Origin of the sequence: Microbacterium phyllosphaerae (genome assembly GCF_017876435.1) — a bacterium.
GTDB classification, from domain to species: Bacteria; Actinomycetota; Actinomycetes; order Actinomycetales; family Microbacteriaceae; genus Microbacterium; species Microbacterium phyllosphaerae.
Genome location: NZ_JAGIOA010000001.1, coordinates 93,401 through 112,435 on the forward strand (window position 1 = coordinate 93,401; position 19,035 = coordinate 112,435).

Genomic DNA, 19,035 nt, shown 5'->3' on the forward strand with positions numbered 1-19,035 from the left:
GCAGACATCCGATGAATGGCTAGGATGACGCCATGGCAGTGACTGACGAGGCGATCGAGAAGATCAAGGCGATGATCGTGTCGGGCGAGCTGGCTCCCGGCGATCGACTGCCTCCCGAGAAGGAACTGTCCGAGCGCCTCGGCCTGTCGCGCAACTCGATGCGCGAGGCCGTCAAGGCGCTCGAGGTCATCCGCGTGCTCGACGTGCGCCGAGGCGACGGCACCTACGTCACGAGCCTCGAACCGCACCTGCTGCTCGAGGCGATCTCGTTCGTCGTCGACATGCACGACGACGACTCGATGCTCGAGATCTTCGCGGTGCGACGGATGCTCGAGTCTCAGGCCACCGGCCTCGCCGCGACGCTGGGCACCGACGACGCGATCGCCGAGCTCGAGCGCGAGGTCGAGTCGATCGACGCGACCGTCACCGTCGAGGAGCTCGTCGAGCACGACATCCGCTTCCACCGCGAGATCGTGGGCATGGCGGGCAACGCCTACCTCGCGAGCCTGATCGAGCATCTGAGCAGCCAGACCGTGCGCGCGAGGGTGTGGCGCGGGCTCACCGAGGGCGGCGCGGTCGAGCGCACGCTCTCGGAGCATCGGGCCATCGCCGACGCCATCGCCCGCCGCGATTCAGGTCTCGCGACGTCGCTCGCGACGGCGCACATCGCCGGGGTCGAGCGGTGGCTGCGTCAGGCGGCAACCGCCTGAGTCCGGCCGAATCCCCGCCTCAGGCCCCGAGCCGCACCATCGCCGCGTCGAACTCCGCGGCCGAGCTGTCGCTGACCTCGTGGAAAAGCATCTGCTCGATCACGTCGGGCGCGGCCGTGAAGTACGGCACTCCGGCGAGCCGCAGGCCCGTGATGTCGTCGGGCGATCGCAGGCTCGCGGCGAGCACGTTCGACCCGCTCCCTGCGCAGACCTCCTGCATCCGCGCGATCACGGCATCGCCGTCGATGCCGGCATCCCGCATCCGTCCGAGGTAGGGGGCGATGTACTGCGCACCGATCAAGGCGCACGCGAGCGCCTGCGCGACCGAGTACACGGCGGTGACGAGCACGGTCGCGCCGTCGGCCACCAGCGCGGATGCCGCGGCGAAGCCGTCACGTGTCGCCGGAACCTTCACGGCCACGCGGTCGCCGAGCGCGCGGATGCCCTCGGCGTTGCGGAGGAAGGATGCGGTGTCGCCGCCCCACGTCTGGAAGAAGATCTCGCGGGCACCCTCGTCTGACCAGCGGGCGTACAGGTCGGGGATCTCGGCGGCGGTGCGGCCGCCCCGCTCGAGGATCGTGGGGTTCGTCGTGACTCCGTGCACGACTCCCGCGGTCAGGAGGGACGAGACGCGGTCGACGTCCGCACTGTCGACGTAGAGACGGGGGGCCAGCGCGGTCATCGGGTCTCCTTGTGCACAACCTGTCGTTACAGGTTCGGATTCGGCTAATGTAATGACAGCCGCGGAGGATGTCAAAGCACCCCGCATCGACGACGATCAGGAGTGCCATGACAGCCGCCACCTCGCCCGATCGCACCGGCGTCGTCATCGTCGGCAGCGTGACCGCAGACGTGACGACCTTCTCGACCCGGCTCCCCGCCCGCGGCGAGACCATCCTCGGAGACGAGTTCACCCTCATGCTCGGCGGCAAGGGCGCGAACCAGGCCGTCGCCGCCGGGCGGTCCGGAGCACGCACGAGCTTCGTCGGATGCGTCGGAGACGACCTCTTCCACGACCTCGTCGTCGACGGGCTGAGCGAGGCCGGTGTCGATCTCACCCACCTGCGCACGGTGCCCGGGCCGACCGGCATCGCGCACATCCGGGTCGACGCCTCGGCCCAGAACGACATCGTCATGGTTCCCCTCGCGAACGCCGCGCTCAGCACCGAGCAGATCGACGCGGCGCTGGCCGCCCTCGCGCCGACCACGTCGGTGCTGCTCACCCAGCTGGAGACCCCCTCCGCTCTCACGGCGCACATCACAGCCCGGGGCCGTGAGCACGGCATGACCGTCATCCTCGACCCCGCCCCCGCGGCACCGCTCGCCGACGAGGTCTGGTCGAGCATCGACATCGTCACCCCGAACGAGACCGAGGCCTCGGTGCTGAGCGGCATCGAAGTGACGGATGCCGCGTCCGCCGCGCTCGCCGGACGCTGGTTCCTCGACCGCGGGGTCGGCGCGGCCGTGATCACGCTCGCCGGTCAGGGGTCGTGCGTCGTGACGGCAGACGGAGCATCCGTCGTCCCTCCGTTCCCCGTCGAGGCCGTCGACACGACCGCCGCCGGCGACGCCTACGCCGGCTACCTCGGCGCGGCGCTCGCGAACGGACGGTCGTTGACCGATGCCGTGCGCGTGGCGACCGCGGCCGGAGCCCTCGCCGTGACGAAGCAGGGCGCATCGCCGAGCCTGCCGCTTCGCGCCGAGGTCGAGGCCTTCCTGGCCGCCCGAGAAGCCCACTGACATCACCGAGGAGCACCATGCGCAAGACAGCGACGACCATCAATCCGGCCCTCTCCCGGGTGATCAGCGAGACCGGGCACACCGATCTGCTGGTGGTCACCGACGCGGGGCTGCCGATTCCGCCGGGGTCCGAGCGCATCGACCTCGCCTACCGCCCCGGTGCTCCCGCGTTCTTCGACGTGCTCGACACCGTGCTCGCCGAGCTCGTCGTCGAGGGTGCGACAGTGTCGGAGGAGGTCGCCGAGAAGAGTCCCGAGGTGCTGGCCGCGCTGCGCGAGCGCTTCGCCGATCAGGACTTCGAGATCGAGCTGATCCCCCACGTCGAGTTCAAGAAGCTCACGCATTCGGCGCGGGCGTTCGTGCGCTCGGGAGAGTTCACCCCCTACGCCAACGTGATCCTGCACGCGGGAGTGGCGTACTGACATGAACGACACGATCGACCGTCATTCCGCGGCGCCCATGTACGACCAGCTGCGCCAGCTGATCGTCGACGGCATCACCCGCGACGGCCTGCAGCCGGGCGACCCGCTGCCCGGCGAGCATCGCCTGTGCGAGCGCTACGGCATCTCGCGCACCGTGGTGCGTCAGGCACTGGCCCAGCTCGAGCACGAGGGACTCGTCGAGCGGGTGAAAGGCAAGGGAACGTTCGTCTCGCGTCCCCGCACGAGCGAGAGCCTCGTGCACACCCTGATCGGCCTCTACGACGATGTCGAACGCCGCGGCGGGCACGTGCACAGCGACGTGCTCCGTCATGAGCTGACCGTCGCCGACGACGAGATCGCATCGGCCCTCGAGGTCGAGGCCGGCGCCCCCGTGGTCGTGCTCGAACGCCTGCGTCACGTCGACGGCGAGCCCTGGTCGCTCTCCACGACCTGGATGCCGGATGCCGTCGGCACCGTCACGCTCGACGTCGACCTGTCCGAGGCGTCGCTCTACCGGGTGCTCGCCGACCACGGCATCGTCGCGACCAGCGGCGTGCGCTCGGCCGAGGCGACCGTCGCGACGCACGAGCAGGCGCAGCACCTCGGCGTCAGCGCCGGCTCTGCCCTGCTGCGGTTGCGCAGCGTGAGCCGGGCGGCCGACGGCATCCCGATCGAGTACTTCGTCGCGCATCATCGCGGCGACCGCTCGCGCTTCGAGTTCCAGCTGCAGCAGGAGCAGTCGCAGGCGTCGCTGCTGCACGTCGACGGCGACGGCGGCACGTCGCGCGCCGGCACCGTCCGCTGAGCCCTGTCCGCTGAGCACTGTCGGCTGGGGCCGCTAGCCTGGCAGCGGAGGACGCATCGCACCGGGCGATGCGAGCAGGGGGGCAGCACGATGGTCGACGACGCGCACTCGAAGGATTCCGATCCGGATGCGGTCATCCCGCCGCCACCCGCAGCCGACCGTGGTGACCTCGCGTCGTCCGTTCCCCTCGCTCCACCGCTGAGCGGAGCCCCGACACCTCCCGCGACGCAGCCGCCGGGATCCGGTGCGCTCTTCGGTCCGCCCGCACCTCCACTGCCGCCCTACGCCGCAGGCCTGCAGCCCGGCGCTCCGGCAGGGCCGCCGGCACCGCCCGCACCGCCGGCACCGCCGTACGCCGCCGCGCAGCAGCCGGGGCAGTACCCGACGCAGTATCCCGCCGGGCAGCCGCGCCAGTACCCGGGCCAGTACCCGGGCCAGTACCCGGCCGGGCAGCAGGCCCCGACGCCCTACGGCGCCGAGTATCCGTACCCCGCCGCGCCTCCGACCGCGCCCTCGCGCTCGGGACGGACCGTCGGCATCGTGATCGCCGCCGTCGCGGCGTTCGTGCTGATCGTCGTCGTCGGCATCGGGGTGGCGGTGAGCCTGCTGCTGGGCTCGAGCAGCGAGCCCGTCTCCGCGCCGATTCCCACCGTCACGGCCGACACGCCGACCGCTCCGTCCGAGGAGCCGAGCACCGACGACCCGCCGACCGACGACTCCGGCGACTCCGGTGATGCCGACGCATCCGGGATCGCCGACGTCCTCCAGGCGAAGATCGACGAGTACAAGCAGCTCCGAGACAGCGGAGCACTGTGGGAGAAGATCCCCGACAGCGAATTCAACCGCACTGCGGTCTCGGCGTTCCTGTACTTCCTCGTCGACATGAAGTCCGCGACGCTCTGGGGCGTCGATGAGGCCCAGGCGCAGGAGTACCAGGAGCGGATGACGATGCTCGAAGAGCGTCTGCTCGCCGAGGAGCCCCTCGGCGACGACATCAAGATCACCCTCGAAGACAAGGTGTTCACCTACGACGGAACGACGGGCGAGGGCGGCTACACCGCCAAGTAGAGGAGCGTTACGCTCGAAGGATGAGCGACTGGACCAGCACCGCGATCGCCCTGCTGGAAGCCGACGCGAACCGCAGCGCAGACACGCACCTGCACCTCTTCCCGTTGCCGCCCGAATGGGGCATCGATCTGTACCTGAAAGACGAGTCGGTGCATCCCACCGGCTCGCTGAAGCACCGTCTGGCGCGCTCGCTGATCCTGTACGGGCTGGTCAACGGCCACATCACCGAGCACTCCACGCTCGTCGAGTCGTCGAGCGGGTCGACCGCCGTCTCCGAGGCGTATTTCGCGCGGATGCTGGGCCTGCCGTTCGTGACGGTCGTGCCGCGCTCGACGAGCCAGGAGAAGATCGACCTCATCGAGTTCTACGGCGGACGCTGCCACTTCGTCGATCGCGCGGAGGACATGTCGCCCGAGGCGCAGCGCCTGGCCTCCGAGTGCCACGGGCACTACCTCGACCAGTTCACCTACGCCGAGCGCGCGACCGACTGGCGGGGCAACAACAACATCGCCGAGAGCGTGTTCAGCCAGCTGTCGCAGGAGCGGCATCCGATCCCCCGCTGGATCGTGGTCGGCGCGGGCACAGGCGGCACGAGCGCCACCTTCGGCCGGTACGTGAAGTACCGCCGCCACGCGACCCAGATCGCGGTCGTCGACCCCGAGGGCTCGGCCTTCTACGACGGATGGGCCGGCACCGTCGACCCGCCCGCCGGTCGACCGAGCCGCATCGAGGGCATCGGCCGACCGCGTGTCGAGGCCTCGTTCGTGCCGACGGTGATCGACGAGATGATCCGCGTACCGGACGCGGGCTCGATCGCCGCGATCCGGATGCTGCGCGAACGCACCCTGCACCTCGCCGGCGGCTCGACCGGCACCAACCTCTACGGCGCCTTCCAGCTCATCGCGCGCATGCGCGCGGCGGGCGAGAGCGGCAGCATCGTCACGCTCATCTGCGACAGCGGCATCCGCTACGCCGGCACGTACTTCAACGACGAGTGGGTCGCGGAGCAGGGCTGGGACCTCGCCCCGCACCGCGCCCGCCTCGACCACCTCCTCGAGACGGGCGTCTGGGTCGACTGACCGCGCGGATGTCTCCGACGCCGCCCGAGGTCACCGCCCCGAAGCACCGCCGTCACGCGGTGACGTAACCGCCCGAAGAGCTGTCGCCGCTGAGGCGATAGAGCGGGGCGATCCCCCTCCCGCCCGCACGGCTCCACACGCGTGCCGACCTCGTCCGCTCAGCATCCGCGTCTCCGTATTCGAGCACCAGCGCGGCCGGTATCCGACCTTCTGCGCACTCGACGACGACGAAGCTCGGGCGCCCGAGTCCACCTGATTCCAGGCGCCCCATGACCCGCGACGGGTCGGTGATGCGGGGCGGCGTCGAGAGCAGATCCGACTCGGTGATGTGCTGCACCGCGGGATCCGTGCCGAGTGCTGCGACCGGGAGCTGAACCATCGAAGCGATCGTCATTCAGATCACGCTCACGGACGCGTCATGCGTCGTCGGCCGTTCCTGCAAGGCCGCAGCCCATGCCTTCGTATCAGCGAGGTCGTGCTCATCGAGATAGGCCCGGACGACGTCGTGGACGAGGCGGATCTGCGCTTCGGATCCCATCGCCGCCTGCATCATGTCGACCGCCGGCGCCGGCGCTCCGTCGATGCGCTCGAGCGCTTCGCGAACGATGCGCTCGCGCCCCTCGCGCCCCATCGAGCGATCCATCGGCAGTGATCGGCTATCTTTGGCGTGTTCGTGACTCATGTGAGCCTCCTCAGTCAGGGGTGGTGGTGCTTCACGGACAGTGGTGCCGGGGCTGCAACCCCGGCACCACGTTGTTCACCCAGCGTACCTTGTTTTGAATGATTCAAAAGAACCCCGGGTCGCGCCGACCTCCGAACGCGCCCTACGCTGGCCGCATGACTACTCTCATCCTCACTGTCGCGGGTGCTGATCGCCCCGGTCTCGTCGCCGCCGTCGCCGATGTCGTCGATGCCCACGGCGGCAACTGGGAGAACAGCTCGCTCGCAGAGCTCGCCGGGACCTTCGCCGGAGTGATCGAGGTGTCGGTCTCCTCCGAGCACTCGGAGGGGCTGCAGGCCGCATTGCGCGAGCTCCAGGGCCAGGGGCTTCTGACGCTGGCCGTGCTCACGGGCGCTCCCGCGATCGACGCCGATGACCAGGTGCTCGAGATCAGCGTGCTCGGCAACGACCGCTCCGGCATCGTCAGGGAGGTGTCGAACGTGCTGAACGCGCACGAGCTCAGCATCGAAGAGCTGGCGACCGAGACACGGGATGCCGCGATGGCCGGCGGCCGCCTGTTCGAGGCATCCGTGATCGCACGCGTTCCGGCATCCGTCGACCTCGACGCACTCCGTCGCGACCTCGAGCGCATCGCCACCGAGATCCAGGTCGACATCACCCTCGCCTGACCCGTCACCCCATGACCGACGACATCAGCCTCTCGATCGCGGACCACCTCACGCCGGGCGACCTCCAGCGCATCGAGGCGCTTCTTCCGCAGCTCTCGCGGACCGCCGGATTCGACTCGGAGCGGATGCTCGCGCTGATCGATTCGCCGAATGCAGACCTCTTCCTCGCGCGGGAATCGGGTCGGATCCTGGGAATGGCGACGCTCACCACCGCTCCTCTCGTGAGCGGTTGGCACGCCACCATCGAAGACGTCGTCGTCGTCGAGGATGCCCGCGGGCGAGGAATCGCACGACTGCTGCTCGAGGCCATCATCGACGAGACCGGGCGGCGGGGCATCCCGACACTCGACCTGACGTCGCGTCCGTCGCGGGAATCGGCGCTGCGCCTCTACGAGTCGGTCGGGTTCGTGCGCCGCGACACGAATGTCCTGCGCTTCGCTCCGCGATCGGACTGACAGCCGTCCCGATCGGCGGACCACGCCCGTGTACCGCGCCCGATCAGCGGACCTCGCCCCGATCACCAGACGGATCGGCGGGATCGGTCCGCGTATCGGGTCAAGGTCCGCAGATCGGGACCAGTCCCACCGCAGTTCGGTCCGCAGATCGGGTCAGGGTCCGCAGACCGGGACCAGTCTCACCACAGTTCGGTCCGCAGATCGGGTCAGGGTCCGCAGATCCGGACCAGTCCCACCGCAGATCGGTCCGCGTAACGGGTCAGGGTCCGCAGATCCGGACCAGCATCGACTCACTCAGCCGTCGGCGCAGCCACAGGCGCCGGCGCATCCGTGTCGGTGTACCGCCGCACCCAGTACTCGGTCTGGGCGACATGAGCGGATGCTGCAGCCGAGGCCGCGACCGGATCCGCCGCCGCGAGTCCGCGGAGGATCGCGCGGTGACCGGCATCCGAATGGAGTTTGAGTTCGGCGGCATCGCCGGCATCCGGGATCCGATAGGCGCGCGACCGCGAGCGCAGTACGTCGATGAGGCTCGTGAGGGCGTCGTTGCCCGCGACCTCCGAGATCGTCATGTGGAAGGCGTGGTCGAGCCGCGAATGATCCTCGAAGTCGTCGCTGGCCTCGATCTCGTCAAGAACGCCACTGAGCTCCTCGATCGTCGCCGCGTCGATACGCGCTGCGGCGAGGGCGGCCGCGTGCGGTTCGAGCACGCGACGCAGCTCGGTGAGTTCGAGCACCCCCGCCATGGGCAGCAGCCCGACCGTGAGCGACAGGCTGCCGATCAGGTCGGCGGCGCGCAGTTCGCTGACATAGCTGCCCGAGCCGTGCCTCGTGTCGAGAACGCCGAGCGCGGCCAGCATGCGGATGGCCTCTCGCAGCGACCCGCGTGAGACGCCGAGCGTCTCGCACAGCTCGCCCTCGCTCGGCAGACGATCACCGGGGCGCAGGGCACCGTCGGCGATCAGCGTGCGCAGCCCGTGAAGAGCCGTGTCCAATGCGCTCATGGTCATCCTCCTGACACCGCCCGATCCCCCTGCGAGTCTGTCGGATGCAGGGCCCTCATCAAATTCGTATGACAACTATGTTTCATCCTCACCTTTTCGTAGCCATTTCGGAAGCCGTGTGGCAAAGTTGTGCAACAACTCCCCCTGACGCACCGACGAGGACCGATGCCCGCACCAGCCTTCCCCGCACCGCTCACGCTGAACTCCGGCATGCGAGCCCGTGATGCGTGGCCCCTCGACCCCGACGTGATCCACCTGAACCACGGGTCCTTCGGGGCGGTGCCCACCGCCGTCGTCGAACAGCAGGATGCTCTGCGCCGCCGCGCCGACCTCAGCCCCGTCGAGTGGTTCCCCCGCATCGCCGAGCGGGTGCAGCAGGCCCGCGAGCGCACCGCTCCGTTCGTGGGCGCCTACGCCGAAGACAGCGTCTTCGTGCCCAACGCCTCGGCTGCAGCCACCGTGGTCTACAACTCGCTGCGGCTCGAGCGCGGCGACGAGATCCTCGTCACCGACCAGGGATACGGCGCGATCACGATGGGCGCGCAGCGCCTGGCGCGCCGCTTCGGAGCATCCGTCCGCGCCGTCGAGCTGCCGTTGCTGGCCTCCGACGACGAGGTCGTGCAGCGCTTCGCCGATGCACTCACCTCCAGCACGCGCCTCATCGTGGTCGACCAGATCACCTCTCCGACGGCCCGGATGCTGCCCACCCGCCGCATCGCCGAGCTCGCCGCCGAGCGCGGCATCCGCACGCTCGTCGACGGCGCACATGCCCCAGGTCTCGTGCCGGATGCTGCCGCGGTCGCCGGCGGCGACTGGTGGTTCGGCAACCTGCACAAGTGGCCCTGCGCCCCTCGCGGCTCGGCGCTGCTCGTCACGAACGCGCCCGACCGCGACGACCTCTGGCCGCTGATCGACTCGTGGGCCGCGAACGAGCCGTACCCCGAGCGTTTCGACACCCAGGGCACGATCGACGCGACCACCTATCTCGCCACCCCCGCCTCGATCGAGTTCATCGAAGCCGAGTTCGGCTGGCACAACGCCCGACTGGCGATGGCGCAGATGGCGGATGCCGGTGCCGAGATCATCGCCGAGGGCCTGCGCCCCTACGGCGACGAGGACCCGCTCACCCCTCTCCCCTCACCCGTGCCCTCGATGCGGCTCGTGCGCCTGCCGCTCGGACTCGGCTCCACCCGCGAAGAGGCCGACGCCCTGCGCATGGACCTGCTCGACGAGACCGGCGTCGAGACCGCGTTCACGAGCTTCCGCGGCATCGGCTACTTCCGTCTGTCGGCGCACCTCTACACCGAGGCGTCCGACTTCGAGACCTTCGTCGAGCGCTGCATCCCGCAGATCCTGCGCCGAGCCGGCATCCGCACGAGTGCCGACTCCCTCATCGTTCCCTGACCCGACCCACCACAACCCACCACCACCCGACACACCACCACCAACTGAGAGGCACCTCGTGAAGAAGAACAGAATCTTGACGACCGCCGCGGGAATCGGCACCGTCGCCGCCCTCGCGCTCACCGGCTGTTCCGCAGGCGGCGGCGAATCCGCCGACGGCACCGTCACCCTGCAGATGGTCGAGAGCCTGACCAACCCTGCGCGCACCGACCTGATCCGCGGACTGCTCGACGAGTTCGAGGCCGACAACCCCAAGATCAAGGTCAACCTCGTCTCGCCGCCCACCGAGCAGGCCGACGCGAAGATCCAGCAGATGCTGCAGTCCGGCAAGGGCGTCGACGTCCTCGAGGTCCGCGACATCACGGTCGGTCCGTTCGCGAACAACGGCTGGCTGCACGACATCTCGGGCGACCTCGAGAAGTGGGACGGCTGGGATGCCCTGACCGACAACGCGCAGTCCGCATCCGTGGCCGCCGACGGCAAGAGCTACTTCGTGCCCTACGGCTTCTACGGCCTGTCGCTCTTCTACCGCACCGACCTGGTGAAGGATGCCGGCTTCGACGGCCCGCCGCACAGCTGGAAGGACCTGCTCGAGCAGGCCAGCGCCATCCAGGATCCGTCGAACAACATCTACGGCTACGCGTTCCGCGGCGGCCAGAACGCGAACAGCAACGTCGTCGCGGCGATCGAGGCGTACACGATCGACGACCTCGACGTCGACGACGCCTTCCTGATGGAGGACGGCTCGACGATCTTCGCGGCCCCCGAGGCGCAGGATGCCGTCGACGACTACTTCGACCTCTTCAAGGAGGCATCCCCGCCCTCGGCCGTGTCGTGGGGCTACCCCGAGATGGTCGCCGGCTTCACCAACGGCACCACGGCGTTCCTGCTGCAGGACCCCGAGGTCATCGCGACGGTGCAGGACTCGTCGCTCACCGAGGACCAGTGGGACACCGCCCCGCTGCTCGTCGGCCCGTCGGGCAAGGCCGCGCAGCCTCTGGCCGTCGCCGGCTGGGGCGTCGCGGAGAACAGCGAGCACCAGGATGCCGCGGTCAAGCTCGTCGAGTTCCTCTCGTCGGCCGAGCCCGCAACCGAGTTCGCACAGGCCAACAGCCTCGTGCCGATCATCTCGGATGCCGCGGACGACGAGTTCTACTCGACCGGCCCGTGGACCAGCTACGTCACCATGACCGAGGACCCCGAGACGTACGTCAACGTGCGTCAGCCGCGTGGCGTCAGCTGGTGGACCGAGTGGATCCAGAAGTCCGACCAGGACGTGCAGAACGTGCTCCTGGGCAACATGAGCACCTCCGAGCTGCTCGAGTCGTGGGACACCTTCTGGACCGAGAAGTACGCTGCGGAAAAGGGCTGATCCGTGACCCGGACCACTCTCGAAGGGGGCTCCGTCGGCACCGCCGGCGGGGCCTCCCCGGCATCCCGCCGGCGCCGCCCCTTCCGTGGCCGCCATGCGCTGACGCTGCTGGCCTTCATGGCCCCGGCGATCGTGTTCGTGTGCTGGTTCACCTACTGGCCCATGCTGCAGGGTGCACGCATGGCCTTCCACGACTGGAACCTCTGGGACCTCACGTCGACCCCCTGGGTGGGCTTCGACAACTTCGTCACCGTCTTCCAGGACCCGGCCTTCCCCACCGTCGCGTGGAACTCGGTGCTGTGGGTCGTCGGCTCGCTCGTGCCGCAGCTCGTGATCGGCTTCCTGATCGCGCTCGCACTGCGCAAGCGATTCCGCTTCCGCGGTCTCTACCAGGCGCTCGTGTTCTTCCCCTGGGCCGTCTCCGGCTTCCTGATCGGCATGCTGTTCCGCTGGATGTTCAACGCCGAGTTCGGCGTCGTGAACGACCTGCTCATGAAGGCGGGGGTGATCGACGCCCCGCTGCCCTGGCTGGCCGACCCGAAGCTCGCGATGTTCGCGGTCATCGTGGCCAACATCTGGTACGGAGTGACGTTCTTCGCGATCATGATCCTCGCCGCGCTCCAGTCGGTGCCTGACGAGATGCTCGAGGCTGCGAGCCTCGACGGCGCGGGCAAGGTGCGCCAGCTGTTCTCGATCATCATCCCGTACATCTCGATGACGCTGCTGCTGACGATCCTGCTGCGCATCATCTGGATCTTCAACTTCCCCGACATCATCTACGCGATGACGAACGGCGGACCGGCGAACCAGACGCACATCATCACGACGTGGATGATCAACTACACCCAGCAGGGCAACTACGGCATCGCGAGCGCGATCGGACTCATCGTCGTCGCGTTCCTGTTCGTGTTCTGCGCGTTCTACCTGATGGCGATGCGGAGGGTCCAGCGATGACCATCACCGGAACCACGGTCACCGAGACCCGGCGTCTCACCGTCCCCGACCTCGCGAAGGCCCCTCGACCGAAGCGCAAGGTCTCGGTCGGCGGCGTCGTGCGCGTCGTCGGGCTCGGCCTCTGGCTCATCATCACGCTGTTCCCGCTGTACTGGATCGCGCTGACGTCGTTCAAGTCGCCGGGGACGATCAACTCGTTCCCGATCGAGTACTGGCCCTCAGAGCCCTCGTTCGACAACTACGTGAGCCTGTTCCAGCAGAGCTCGTTCGGGGTCTTCCTCGGCAACTCGGCTCTCGTGGCGACGATCGCGGGTGCGGTGGCGACGCTGATCGCGCTGCTGAGCGCCTACGTGATCGCCCGCTTCGAGTTCCGCGGCAAGGGCACGGTGCTGGTCGCCTTCCTGCTGACGCAGATGATCCCCGCGTTCATCGCGCTCGGACCGCTGTACTCGATGATGACCGACCTCGGCCTGGTCGACACGAAACCCGGCCTGATCCTCGTGTACATCGCGGTCTGCATCCCTTTCTCCACCGTCATGCTCCGCGGGTTCTTCGAGAACGTCCCCGACGCACTCGAAGAGGCGGCGATGATCGACGGATGCTCGCGCTTCGGCGCCCTGTTCCGGGTGCTCGTCCCGGTGATGACCCCCGGCATCATCGCGGCATTCATCTTCAACTTCGTCAACTGCTGGAACGAGCTGTTCCTGTCGGTCGTGCTGATGAACACGGATGAGAACCGCACGGTGCCGTCGGCCCTGAACGGCTTCATCTCCACCTTCAACATCGACTGGGGTTCGATGAGCGCCGCCGCCGTGCTCACGATCCTGCCGACCATGGCGATGTTCGCTCTCGCGAGCCGCTGGATCGTGCAGGGTCTCACCGCCGGAGCGGTCAAGGAATAGGTTTCGAATCGCGCACTTTGCAGAAATCTCCCCCGAGAAACGACCAAGTGCGCGATTCGAAACCGGATGCGAACCACGACGAAGGCCGCCGTTCATCCGAACGGCGGCCTTCGTCGTGCGTGCGCCTGTCAGACCATGCGGGCCTTCGGCGACATCGAGTACGTGGCCTCGGCGTCGCGGTTGACCGTGTCGCCCAGTGCGGTGTCGATCGCGGCGAGAGTGTCGGCGTCGAGCGTCACACCCGAGGCCTTGACCGTGTCGGCGAGCTGCTCGGGGCGCGAGGCGCCGACGAGGGCTGCGGCGACGTTCGGGTTCTGCAGCACCCACGCGATCGCGAGCTGCGGCATCGACAGTCCCGCCTCCTCCGCGATCGGCTTGAGGCGCTGCACCGCGGTGAGGATGTCGTCCTTCAGGAAGCTCTTGATGAAGTCCGCTCCGCTGTGCGGGTCGGTCGCGCGCGAGCCGTCCGGCACTGGCTGACCGGGCAGGTACTTGCCCGAGAGCACGCCCTGCGCCATCGGCGACCAGACGATCTGCGAGATGCCGAGGTCCTGCGACGTCGGCACGACCTTGCCCTCGATCACGCGGTGCAGCATCGAGTACTGGGGCTGGTTCGAGATGAGCTGCACGCCGAGCTCCTTGGCGAGCGCGTGGCCGTCCTGCAGCTGCTCGGCCGTCCACTCGGAGACTCCGATGTAGAGAGCCTTGCCCTGGCGGACGACGTCGGCGAAGGCCTGGAACGTCTCTTCCAGCGGGGTCTCGTAGTCGAAGCGGTGGGCCTGGTAGAGGTCGACGTACTCGGTGCCGAGGCGCTTCAGCGAGCCGTTGATCGACTCGAGGATGTGCTTGCGGCTCAGCCCGGTGTCGTTCGGGCCCTTCGGACCGGTCGGGAAATAGACCTTCGTGAAGATCTCGAGGCTCTCGCGGCGCTGACCTTCGAGCGCCGTGCCGAGCACGACCTCAGCCGCGGTGTTCGCGTAGGTGTCGGCCGTGTCGAACGTGGTGATGCCGGCGTCGAGCGCCGCGTGGACGGTCTTGACGGCGGCGTCGTCGCCGACCTGTGAAGCGTGGGTGACCCAGTTGCCGTAGGTGATCTCAGAGACCTTGAGACCGCTGTTGCCGAGATAGCGATAGTTGACCATGTCACAACGCTACCGGCCGGCGCAGGGGTCGGGCCCGGATCCCGTGACCGGTCTCAGACCAGCATCCGTCCGCTCCTGTCGCAGTTGGAGCCGCCCAGCGCGAGCATCCGACCGTTCCCGTCGCAGGTCGCGCCGCCCGGCGCGAGCAGCGCCCGCTCCTGTCGCAGTTAGAGGCGCCCAGCGCGAGCATCCGTCCGCTCCCGTCGCAGTTCGAGCCGCCCAGCGCGAGCATCCGTCCGCTCCCGTCGCAGTTCGTGCCGCCCGGCGCGCGCACGAGCGGCACAAACTGCGACCGGAACCCCACGACCTCGCACCGAAGCGGCACCAACTGCGACCGAAGCACCGAAGCACCGGTCCAGGCACCGAAGCGGCACCGGACCCGGCGGTCTCAGACGCGGGGCTCGACCAGCTGCTCCTGCTCCGCGAGCGTCTGCGCCTGGGCACGCTTCTCGGCGAGCTCGCGCTCCTCGGCCTGCGCGCGCTCCTGCGCGGCCTGCTCGGCCTCCTTGCGCTCGGCACGGGTCTGCGGCTCGCTCGGCCCGGCTTCGGCTTGGATGCCCTGCGACTGCTCGTTCACGATCGCCGCGCGGTCGCGGAAGCCTTCGGCGGTGACCTTGTCGAGGGCGACCTGCTTGCGGATCGCGGCCGCCTTCTCGTAGAGCGACGGGTCGCCGTACGACGTGAGCACCTTCACGAGCACCGGCAGCAGCTCGATCATGAAGAACAGGGCGGCGATCAGGATGTGCGCCCACAGGATCGTGGGCTCCTTCTCGCTGAGCCTGTTCAGTCCGCTGATCTGGCTGAGCAGTCCGATCGCGCCCGCGTTGCCGGATGCCACCGACTCGGCGCGTGCGTTGTAGGCGGCGAGCGCGGTGTCGTAGCTGTCGCGCGCGGCGGGCAGCTGCGACTTGGCCTCTTCGCGGTTCTGCGCCTCGGAGGTGCTGGTGTTCTCCTTCGCGGCGGTGCCGGCCGCGGCGAGCTCCTCATTGGCGGTGCGCAGCTGTGCGGCGAGCCCGTCGTACGTCTGCTGCGCCTCGGCGAGCTGCGCCTTGGCGGCATCCGAGCTCGCGCCTTCGCCGTTCACGCCGGTGCAGCCGGGAACCGTGCCCGCGCCCTCACCCGTGAGCTCGCACTGGTACAGGATCCGCGCCTGGTCGATGACGGCCTGCTGATCGGTCATCTTGGCGGTGAGGTCGTCGACCGTGGTCTGCGCGGCGGACTCGCTCGCCGACGACGAGTCGGTGCCGGCGACGACACCCGTGGCCGCCTGGTTCTCGAGCTCGGCGACGCGGTCGGATGCCGCATCCAGCGCCTTCTTCTCGGGGCCGGTCTCGAGGGCATCCTGGTCGGCCTGCGCCTGCGTGATGTTGGTCGAGGCGACCTCGCGCGAGATATCGTTCTGGAAGATCTGCAGCACGAGCGGCTCGGCCACGACGAATCCGATGATCGCGGCCATGACGACTCGAGGGATCGCGAGACCGATGAGCTTCCACACGTTCCGCGTCGACGACATGGTCGAGGTGAGGAACCGGTCGAGGTTGAAGATGATCAGCGCCCACACGATCGCGAGCGGCACCGCCAGCCAGATCACGGCCTGGGCACCCGTGGTCAGGGCGAACAGCATGGAGATCGCCGAGACCAGCGCGGTGCCGGCGAGCACGAAGAACATCTGCACGAATCGAGGGGTCTCGCCGGGCACCCGGTCGAGGATCTCGCCATCCGCTCCACCGAGGATGGCGAGCGTGCGCAGACGCGAGCCGGGCACGCGTGGCTTGCGCTCACGCGGCTGACGGCGGGGCTTCGGCTCACGCACCGGACGGGCGGATGCCGCGGCATCCGTCTCCTGCTCCGGCTCGGCCGCGGGCGCAGGGTCGGCCTGCTGCGGCGCCTGCAGATCGGCGCCGGTGGGCTCGTACGCACGCAGGAAGTCGAGGTCGTCCGTGTCAGCGTTCGGGTCGCTGTCGAGGATGATCCGACCCTGCGAGTCGAACCGTCCCGGGCGGTGAGCGGAATAGGGCATCCCGACAATCTACGAAAGGTCGCCTGTGGAAAACGTGCACGAACCCTGTGTCTCCGCCCCTGCGACGATCAGAGGAGTCGATGAGGCAGCATGCGACCGAGCGCCTCGTCGCTCGCGGCGAGCGCGTCGTCGAGCGAGAAGTGCCCCGCCGCACACAGTGTTCCGAGCCCGTGTACGAGACCCCAGACCCCGGTGACGCCGCTCTCGCTGTCGAGGCCTGCGGCCACGGATGCGGTCGACAGCAGCTCTTCGAGCTCGGCGATCAGCGGGGCCATGATCTCGCTGGGCTCCCCGGGGATGCACACGGTCGGGTCGTAGATCACGTCGAATCCGTGAGGGTGCTCGACCGCGAAGCGGATGTACGCGGCACCGCCCTCGATCGCGGCGGATCGCGGATCGGGGGCCTCTTCGATCGCCGCGCGCACCGCGACGACGAGGTCGGCCATGCTCCGCTCGGCGAGCACCTTGAGCAGCCCCCGACGGTCGGAGAAGTGATGGTACGGGGCGTTGTGGCTCACATCTGCTGCGCGAGCGACCTCGCGCAGGCTGATCTCCTGGGCCGGCTTGTCGACGAGCAGCTGCATCGCGGCAGCCTCGAGGGCGTGGGCGAGGTCGCCGTGGTGATAGCCGGATCGGGAACTTGACACAAGCAACATTGTTGCCTATCTTGACAGTGTCCACCACTGCTTGACACTGTCAACATAGGAGCTCGCATGTCCACCGCACTGATCATCGACGGCCACCCCGACGCCCGGTCCCTCACCGCCGAGCTCGCCCGGCGCTATGCCGCGGCACACGGAGATGCGCGCATCATCGCGCTCCGCGACCTCGAGTTCGACCCGTCCCTGCGGTTCGGCTACCGCGAGCGCATGCAGCTCGAGCCCGACCTCATCGACGCCAAGCGCGCGCTCGCAGAGGCCGCGACCGTCGTCGTGTTCACCCCGCTGTGGTGGGGATCCGTTCCCGCCCTGCTCAAGGGCTTCTTCGACCGCGCCCTGCTTCCGCAGCAGGAGTACCGCTACACGAAGCTCGGGCTGCCCGAGGGGCTGCTGCCCGCGCGAAACGGTCGGCTGTTCCTGCTCGCGGATACCCCGTGGTTCCTCACACCCTTCACGGGTCTGCCCGCGCAGACGCACGTCGCCCGTGGCACGCTGCGGTTCTGCGGCGTCCGCTCGGTGCGCACGACAAGGATGCTGGGCGTCAAGGACGCGAGCCCCGAGCGCATCACCTCATGGCTCGAGCGCGCCGAGTCGCTCGGCCGCCGAGACGGCCTCCGCGATCGCGCGAACGGCGCGGGCGGGGCTCAGGCCATCGCGGCCGACGCCGCTTCGTCCTCGGTCGTCGCGACGAGCTGACCGCAGGCACCGTCGATCTCCTTGCCGCGGGTGTCGCGCAGGGTGGTCGGGATGCCGGCGTCGTTGAGCCGGCGCACGAACTCGTTCTGCGCCTCGCGCGTCGACGAGGTCCAGATCGAGCCGGGGGTCGGGTTCAGCGGGATCGGGTTGACGTGCACCCAGCCGCGACCGCGCTCGTTGAGCTTGTCGGCGAGCAGGTCGGCACGCCAGGCGTGATCGTTCATGTCCTTGATCAGCGCGTACTCGATAGAGACGCGACGGCCCGTCTTCTCGTAGTAGTACCGAGCGGCGTCGAGGGCCTCATCGACCTTCCAGCGCGAGTTCACGGGGATGAGCTCATCGCGCAGGTGATCGTCGGGTGCATGCAGCGACAGAGCGAAGGTCACCGGGATGCCCTCGTCGGCGAGCTTCTTGATCGCCGGCACGAGTCCGACCGTCGACACCGTGATGCCGCGAGCGCTCATGCCCAGGCCGTCGGGCTGAGGTGCGACCATCGAGCGCACGGCATCCATCACGCGCTTGTAGTTGGCCAGCGGCTCACCCATGCCCATGAAGACGATGTTCGAGACCCGCTCCATCGAGTGGTCGTCGGACTTCTTGCCGCCGAGGCCGCCCTCGGCGATCAGCCGGTTGGCGCGGACGATCTGCTCGATGATCTCGGCGGTCGACATGTTGCGCGTGAGACCCGCCTGACCGGTGGCGCAGAAGGGGCAGTTCATGCCGCATCCGGCCTGCGACGAGACGCACAGCGTGATGCGACCGGGGTAGCGCATGAGCACCGACTCGACCAGGGCGCCGTCGTGCAGGCGCCACAGGAACTTGATCGTGTCTCCGCGGTCGGTCTCGAGGCGGCGCACCTCGGTCAGCAGCGGCGGCAGCATGCCGGCGACGAGCTGCTCGCGGGTGTCGGCCGGGAGGTCGGTCATCTCGGCGGCATCCGACGTGTAGTGGCGGAAGTAGTGGGTCGAGAGCTGCTTCGCGCGGAATCCGGGGAGGCCCAGCTCCTTGACCTTCTCGACACGCTCAGCCGGAGTGAGGTCGGCGAGGTGCACCGGCGGCTTGCCGCGCTTGGGGCTCGCGAACTGCAGCAGCGGCCGCCCCTCGGCATCCTTCTGCTGGGTCCAGCCTTCGGTCGCGGGGCGCACCTGCGGAGCCTTGGTGGAACGGACGGCTCCCGAACGGGACGACGCGGGTGCCGTGGCGGGGCGCGTCTCGCGCGTGCGGGGAGTCTCGGTCATACCTCCAGGGTACGC

At 68.8% G+C, this 19,035-nt stretch carries 21 protein-coding genes; 13 read left to right on the forward strand and 8 right to left on the reverse strand.

All coding sequences use genetic code 11. From position 1 onward, the window contains the following. Positions 1-32: 32 nt before the first annotated feature. A complete protein-coding gene (locus tag JOF42_RS00405) occupies positions 33-710 on the forward strand; it encodes a FadR/GntR family transcriptional regulator (protein ID WP_210096041.1) in 678 nt (225 codons plus the stop codon). 19 nt (positions 711-729) lie between these two features. On the opposite strand, the gene JOF42_RS00410 is transcribed toward JOF42_RS00405, so the two are convergent. Beyond that, positions 730-1,392, reverse strand: coding sequence for a transaldolase family protein (locus JOF42_RS00410; RefSeq protein WP_210096042.1), 663 nt, complete (start codon positions 1,390-1,392; stop codon positions 730-732). A gap of 107 nt (positions 1,393-1,499) precedes the next feature. On the opposite strand from JOF42_RS00410, the gene JOF42_RS00415 reads away from it, so the two are divergent. The 5 genes from JOF42_RS00415 to JOF42_RS00435 all read left to right on the forward strand — a co-directional run bounded on the left by JOF42_RS00415 (position 1,500) and on the right by JOF42_RS00435 (position 5,824). Continuing rightward, positions 1,500-2,450, forward strand: a complete 951-nt coding sequence (locus JOF42_RS00415) for a ribokinase (protein ID WP_210096043.1) — start codon at positions 1,500-1,502, stop codon at positions 2,448-2,450. 17 nt (positions 2,451-2,467) lie between these two features. Then, positions 2,468-2,872: a D-ribose pyranase gene (gene rbsD, locus JOF42_RS00420; RefSeq protein WP_210096044.1), complete on the forward strand. Its 405-nt coding sequence runs from the start codon at positions 2,468-2,470 to the stop codon at positions 2,870-2,872. A 1-nt stretch (position 2,873) separates the two neighbouring features. After that, positions 2,874-3,677, forward strand: coding sequence for a GntR family transcriptional regulator (locus tag JOF42_RS00425; RefSeq protein WP_210096045.1), 804 nt, complete (start codon positions 2,874-2,876; stop codon positions 3,675-3,677). 90 nt (positions 3,678-3,767) lie between these two features. Next, a complete protein-coding gene (locus JOF42_RS00430) occupies positions 3,768-4,745 on the forward strand; it encodes a hypothetical protein (protein WP_210096046.1) in 978 nt (325 codons plus the stop codon). Between the two features lie 20 nt (positions 4,746-4,765). Beyond that, positions 4,766-5,824, forward strand: a complete 1,059-nt coding sequence (locus tag JOF42_RS00435; RefSeq protein WP_210096047.1) for a PLP-dependent cysteine synthase family protein — start codon at positions 4,766-4,768, stop codon at positions 5,822-5,824. 52 nt (positions 5,825-5,876) lie between these two features. Here JOF42_RS00435 and JOF42_RS00440 read toward each other — a convergent pair whose 3' ends face one another. Further along, the gene (locus tag JOF42_RS00440; RefSeq protein WP_210096048.1) at positions 5,877-6,218 is read right to left on the reverse strand and encodes a hypothetical protein; all 342 of its coding nucleotides are present in this window, start codon (positions 6,216-6,218) and stop codon (positions 5,877-5,879) included. Continuing rightward, positions 6,219-6,506 (reverse strand): hypothetical protein, encoded by a 288-nt coding sequence (locus tag JOF42_RS00445; protein ID WP_210096049.1) that lies wholly within the window; start codon positions 6,504-6,506, stop codon positions 6,219-6,221. Positions 6,507-6,661: 155 nt separating this feature from the next. Between JOF42_RS00445 and JOF42_RS00450 the strand changes: the two genes are divergently transcribed. Then, positions 6,662-7,174, forward strand: coding sequence for a glycine cleavage system transcriptional repressor (locus JOF42_RS00450; protein WP_210096050.1), 513 nt, complete (start codon positions 6,662-6,664; stop codon positions 7,172-7,174). Between the two features lie 11 nt (positions 7,175-7,185). Continuing rightward, entirely contained in the window at positions 7,186-7,629 is a 444-nt protein-coding gene (locus JOF42_RS00455) for a GNAT family N-acetyltransferase (RefSeq protein ID WP_210096051.1), read from the forward strand. Positions 7,630-7,919: 290 nt separating this feature from the next. On the opposite strand, the gene JOF42_RS00460 is transcribed toward JOF42_RS00455, so the two are convergent. Then, entirely contained in the window at positions 7,920-8,633 is a 714-nt protein-coding gene (locus tag JOF42_RS00460; protein ID WP_210096052.1) for a FadR/GntR family transcriptional regulator, read from the reverse strand. A 165-nt stretch (positions 8,634-8,798) separates the two neighbouring features. On the opposite strand from JOF42_RS00460, the gene JOF42_RS00465 reads away from it, so the two are divergent. The 4 genes from JOF42_RS00465 to JOF42_RS00480 are packed head-to-tail and all read left to right on the forward strand — an operon-like array spanning position 8,799 to position 13,265. Next, the gene (locus tag JOF42_RS00465; protein ID WP_210096053.1) at positions 8,799-10,037 is read left to right on the forward strand and encodes an aminotransferase class V-fold PLP-dependent enzyme; all 1,239 of its coding nucleotides are present in this window, start codon (positions 8,799-8,801) and stop codon (positions 10,035-10,037) included. Positions 10,038-10,095: 58 nt separating this feature from the next. After that, positions 10,096-11,409 carry an ABC transporter substrate-binding protein gene (locus tag JOF42_RS00470; RefSeq protein ID WP_210096054.1) on the forward strand — a complete coding sequence of 438 codons (1,314 nt, stop codon included), beginning with the start codon at positions 10,096-10,098 and terminating at the stop codon, positions 11,407-11,409. A 3-nt stretch (positions 11,410-11,412) separates the two neighbouring features. Further along, positions 11,413-12,363 carry a carbohydrate ABC transporter permease gene (locus tag JOF42_RS00475; protein ID WP_210096055.1) on the forward strand — a complete coding sequence of 317 codons (951 nt, stop codon included), beginning with the start codon at positions 11,413-11,415 and terminating at the stop codon, positions 12,361-12,363. After that, on the forward strand, positions 12,360-13,265 hold the full coding sequence (locus JOF42_RS00480; protein ID WP_210096056.1) for a carbohydrate ABC transporter permease: 906 nt from the start codon (positions 12,360-12,362) through the stop codon (positions 13,263-13,265). Before JOF42_RS00475 ends, JOF42_RS00480 begins: the two co-directional genes overlap by 4 nt. A gap of 128 nt (positions 13,266-13,393) precedes the next feature. Here JOF42_RS00480 and JOF42_RS00485 read toward each other — a convergent pair whose 3' ends face one another. The 3 genes from JOF42_RS00485 to JOF42_RS00495 all read right to left on the reverse strand — a co-directional run bounded on the left by JOF42_RS00485 (position 13,394) and on the right by JOF42_RS00495 (position 17,074). Continuing rightward, entirely contained in the window at positions 13,394-14,407 is a 1,014-nt protein-coding gene (locus tag JOF42_RS00485) for an aldo/keto reductase family protein (protein ID WP_210096057.1), read from the reverse strand. A gap of 388 nt (positions 14,408-14,795) precedes the next feature. Continuing rightward, entirely contained in the window at positions 14,796-16,427 is a 1,632-nt protein-coding gene (locus JOF42_RS00490; RefSeq protein WP_210096058.1) for a DUF4407 domain-containing protein, read from the reverse strand. Positions 16,428-16,495: 68 nt separating this feature from the next. Continuing rightward, entirely contained in the window at positions 16,496-17,074 is a 579-nt protein-coding gene (locus JOF42_RS00495; RefSeq protein WP_210096059.1) for a TetR/AcrR family transcriptional regulator, read from the reverse strand. Positions 17,075-17,140: 66 nt separating this feature from the next. Here JOF42_RS00495 and JOF42_RS00500 point away from each other — a divergent pair, with 66 nt between their 5' ends. Further along, positions 17,141-17,782, forward strand: a complete 642-nt coding sequence (locus tag JOF42_RS00500; protein ID WP_210096060.1) for an NAD(P)H-dependent oxidoreductase — start codon at positions 17,141-17,143, stop codon at positions 17,780-17,782. On the opposite strand, the gene rlmN is transcribed toward JOF42_RS00500, so the two are convergent. After that, the gene (rlmN, locus tag JOF42_RS00505) at positions 17,731-19,020 is read right to left on the reverse strand and encodes a dual-specificity RNA methyltransferase RlmN (protein ID WP_210096061.1); all 1,290 of its coding nucleotides are present in this window, start codon (positions 19,018-19,020) and stop codon (positions 17,731-17,733) included. The two genes, JOF42_RS00500 and rlmN, sit on opposite strands and share 52 nt — an antisense overlap. Positions 19,021-19,035 lie beyond the last annotated feature (15 nt).

Excerpts from the sequence above, each read along its gene's own strand:
- rlmN (WP_210096061.1), bottom strand. The coding sequence starts at position 19,020 with ATGACCGAGACTCCCCGCACGCGCGAGACGCGCCCCGCCACGGCACCC.
- JOF42_RS00415 (WP_210096043.1), top strand. The coding sequence starts at position 1,500 with ATGACAGCCGCCACCTCGCCCGATCGCACCGGCGTCGTCATCGTCGGC.
- JOF42_RS00410 (WP_210096042.1), bottom strand. The coding sequence starts at position 1,392 with ATGACCGCGCTGGCCCCCCGTCTCTACGTCGACAGTGCGGACGTCGAC.
- JOF42_RS00500 (WP_210096060.1), top strand. The coding sequence starts at position 17,141 with ATGTCCACCGCACTGATCATCGACGGCCACCCCGACGCCCGGTCCCTC.
- JOF42_RS00425 (WP_210096045.1), top strand. The coding sequence starts at position 2,874 with ATGAACGACACGATCGACCGTCATTCCGCGGCGCCCATGTACGACCAG.
- JOF42_RS00430 (WP_210096046.1), top strand. The coding sequence starts at position 3,768 with ATGGTCGACGACGCGCACTCGAAGGATTCCGATCCGGATGCGGTCATC.
- JOF42_RS00435 (WP_210096047.1), top strand. The coding sequence starts at position 4,766 with ATGAGCGACTGGACCAGCACCGCGATCGCCCTGCTGGAAGCCGACGCG.
- JOF42_RS00450 (WP_210096050.1), top strand. The coding sequence starts at position 6,662 with ATGACTACTCTCATCCTCACTGTCGCGGGTGCTGATCGCCCCGGTCTC.
- JOF42_RS00480 (WP_210096056.1), top strand. The coding sequence starts at position 12,360 with ATGACCATCACCGGAACCACGGTCACCGAGACCCGGCGTCTCACCGTC.
- JOF42_RS00440 (WP_210096048.1), bottom strand. The coding sequence starts at position 6,218 with ATGACGATCGCTTCGATGGTTCAGCTCCCGGTCGCAGCACTCGGCACG.
- JOF42_RS00490 (WP_210096058.1), bottom strand. The coding sequence starts at position 16,427 with ATGCCCTATTCCGCTCACCGCCCGGGACGGTTCGACTCGCAGGGTCGG.
- JOF42_RS00460 (WP_210096052.1), bottom strand. The coding sequence starts at position 8,633 with ATGAGCGCATTGGACACGGCTCTTCACGGGCTGCGCACGCTGATCGCC.
- JOF42_RS00465 (WP_210096053.1), top strand. The coding sequence starts at position 8,799 with ATGCCCGCACCAGCCTTCCCCGCACCGCTCACGCTGAACTCCGGCATG.
- JOF42_RS00485 (WP_210096057.1), bottom strand. The coding sequence starts at position 14,407 with ATGGTCAACTATCGCTATCTCGGCAACAGCGGTCTCAAGGTCTCTGAG.
- JOF42_RS00445 (WP_210096049.1), bottom strand. The coding sequence starts at position 6,506 with ATGAGTCACGAACACGCCAAAGATAGCCGATCACTGCCGATGGATCGC.
- JOF42_RS00455 (WP_210096051.1), top strand. The coding sequence starts at position 7,186 with ATGACCGACGACATCAGCCTCTCGATCGCGGACCACCTCACGCCGGGC.
- JOF42_RS00405 (WP_210096041.1), top strand. The coding sequence starts at position 33 with ATGGCAGTGACTGACGAGGCGATCGAGAAGATCAAGGCGATGATCGTG.
- rbsD (WP_210096044.1), top strand. The coding sequence starts at position 2,468 with ATGCGCAAGACAGCGACGACCATCAATCCGGCCCTCTCCCGGGTGATC.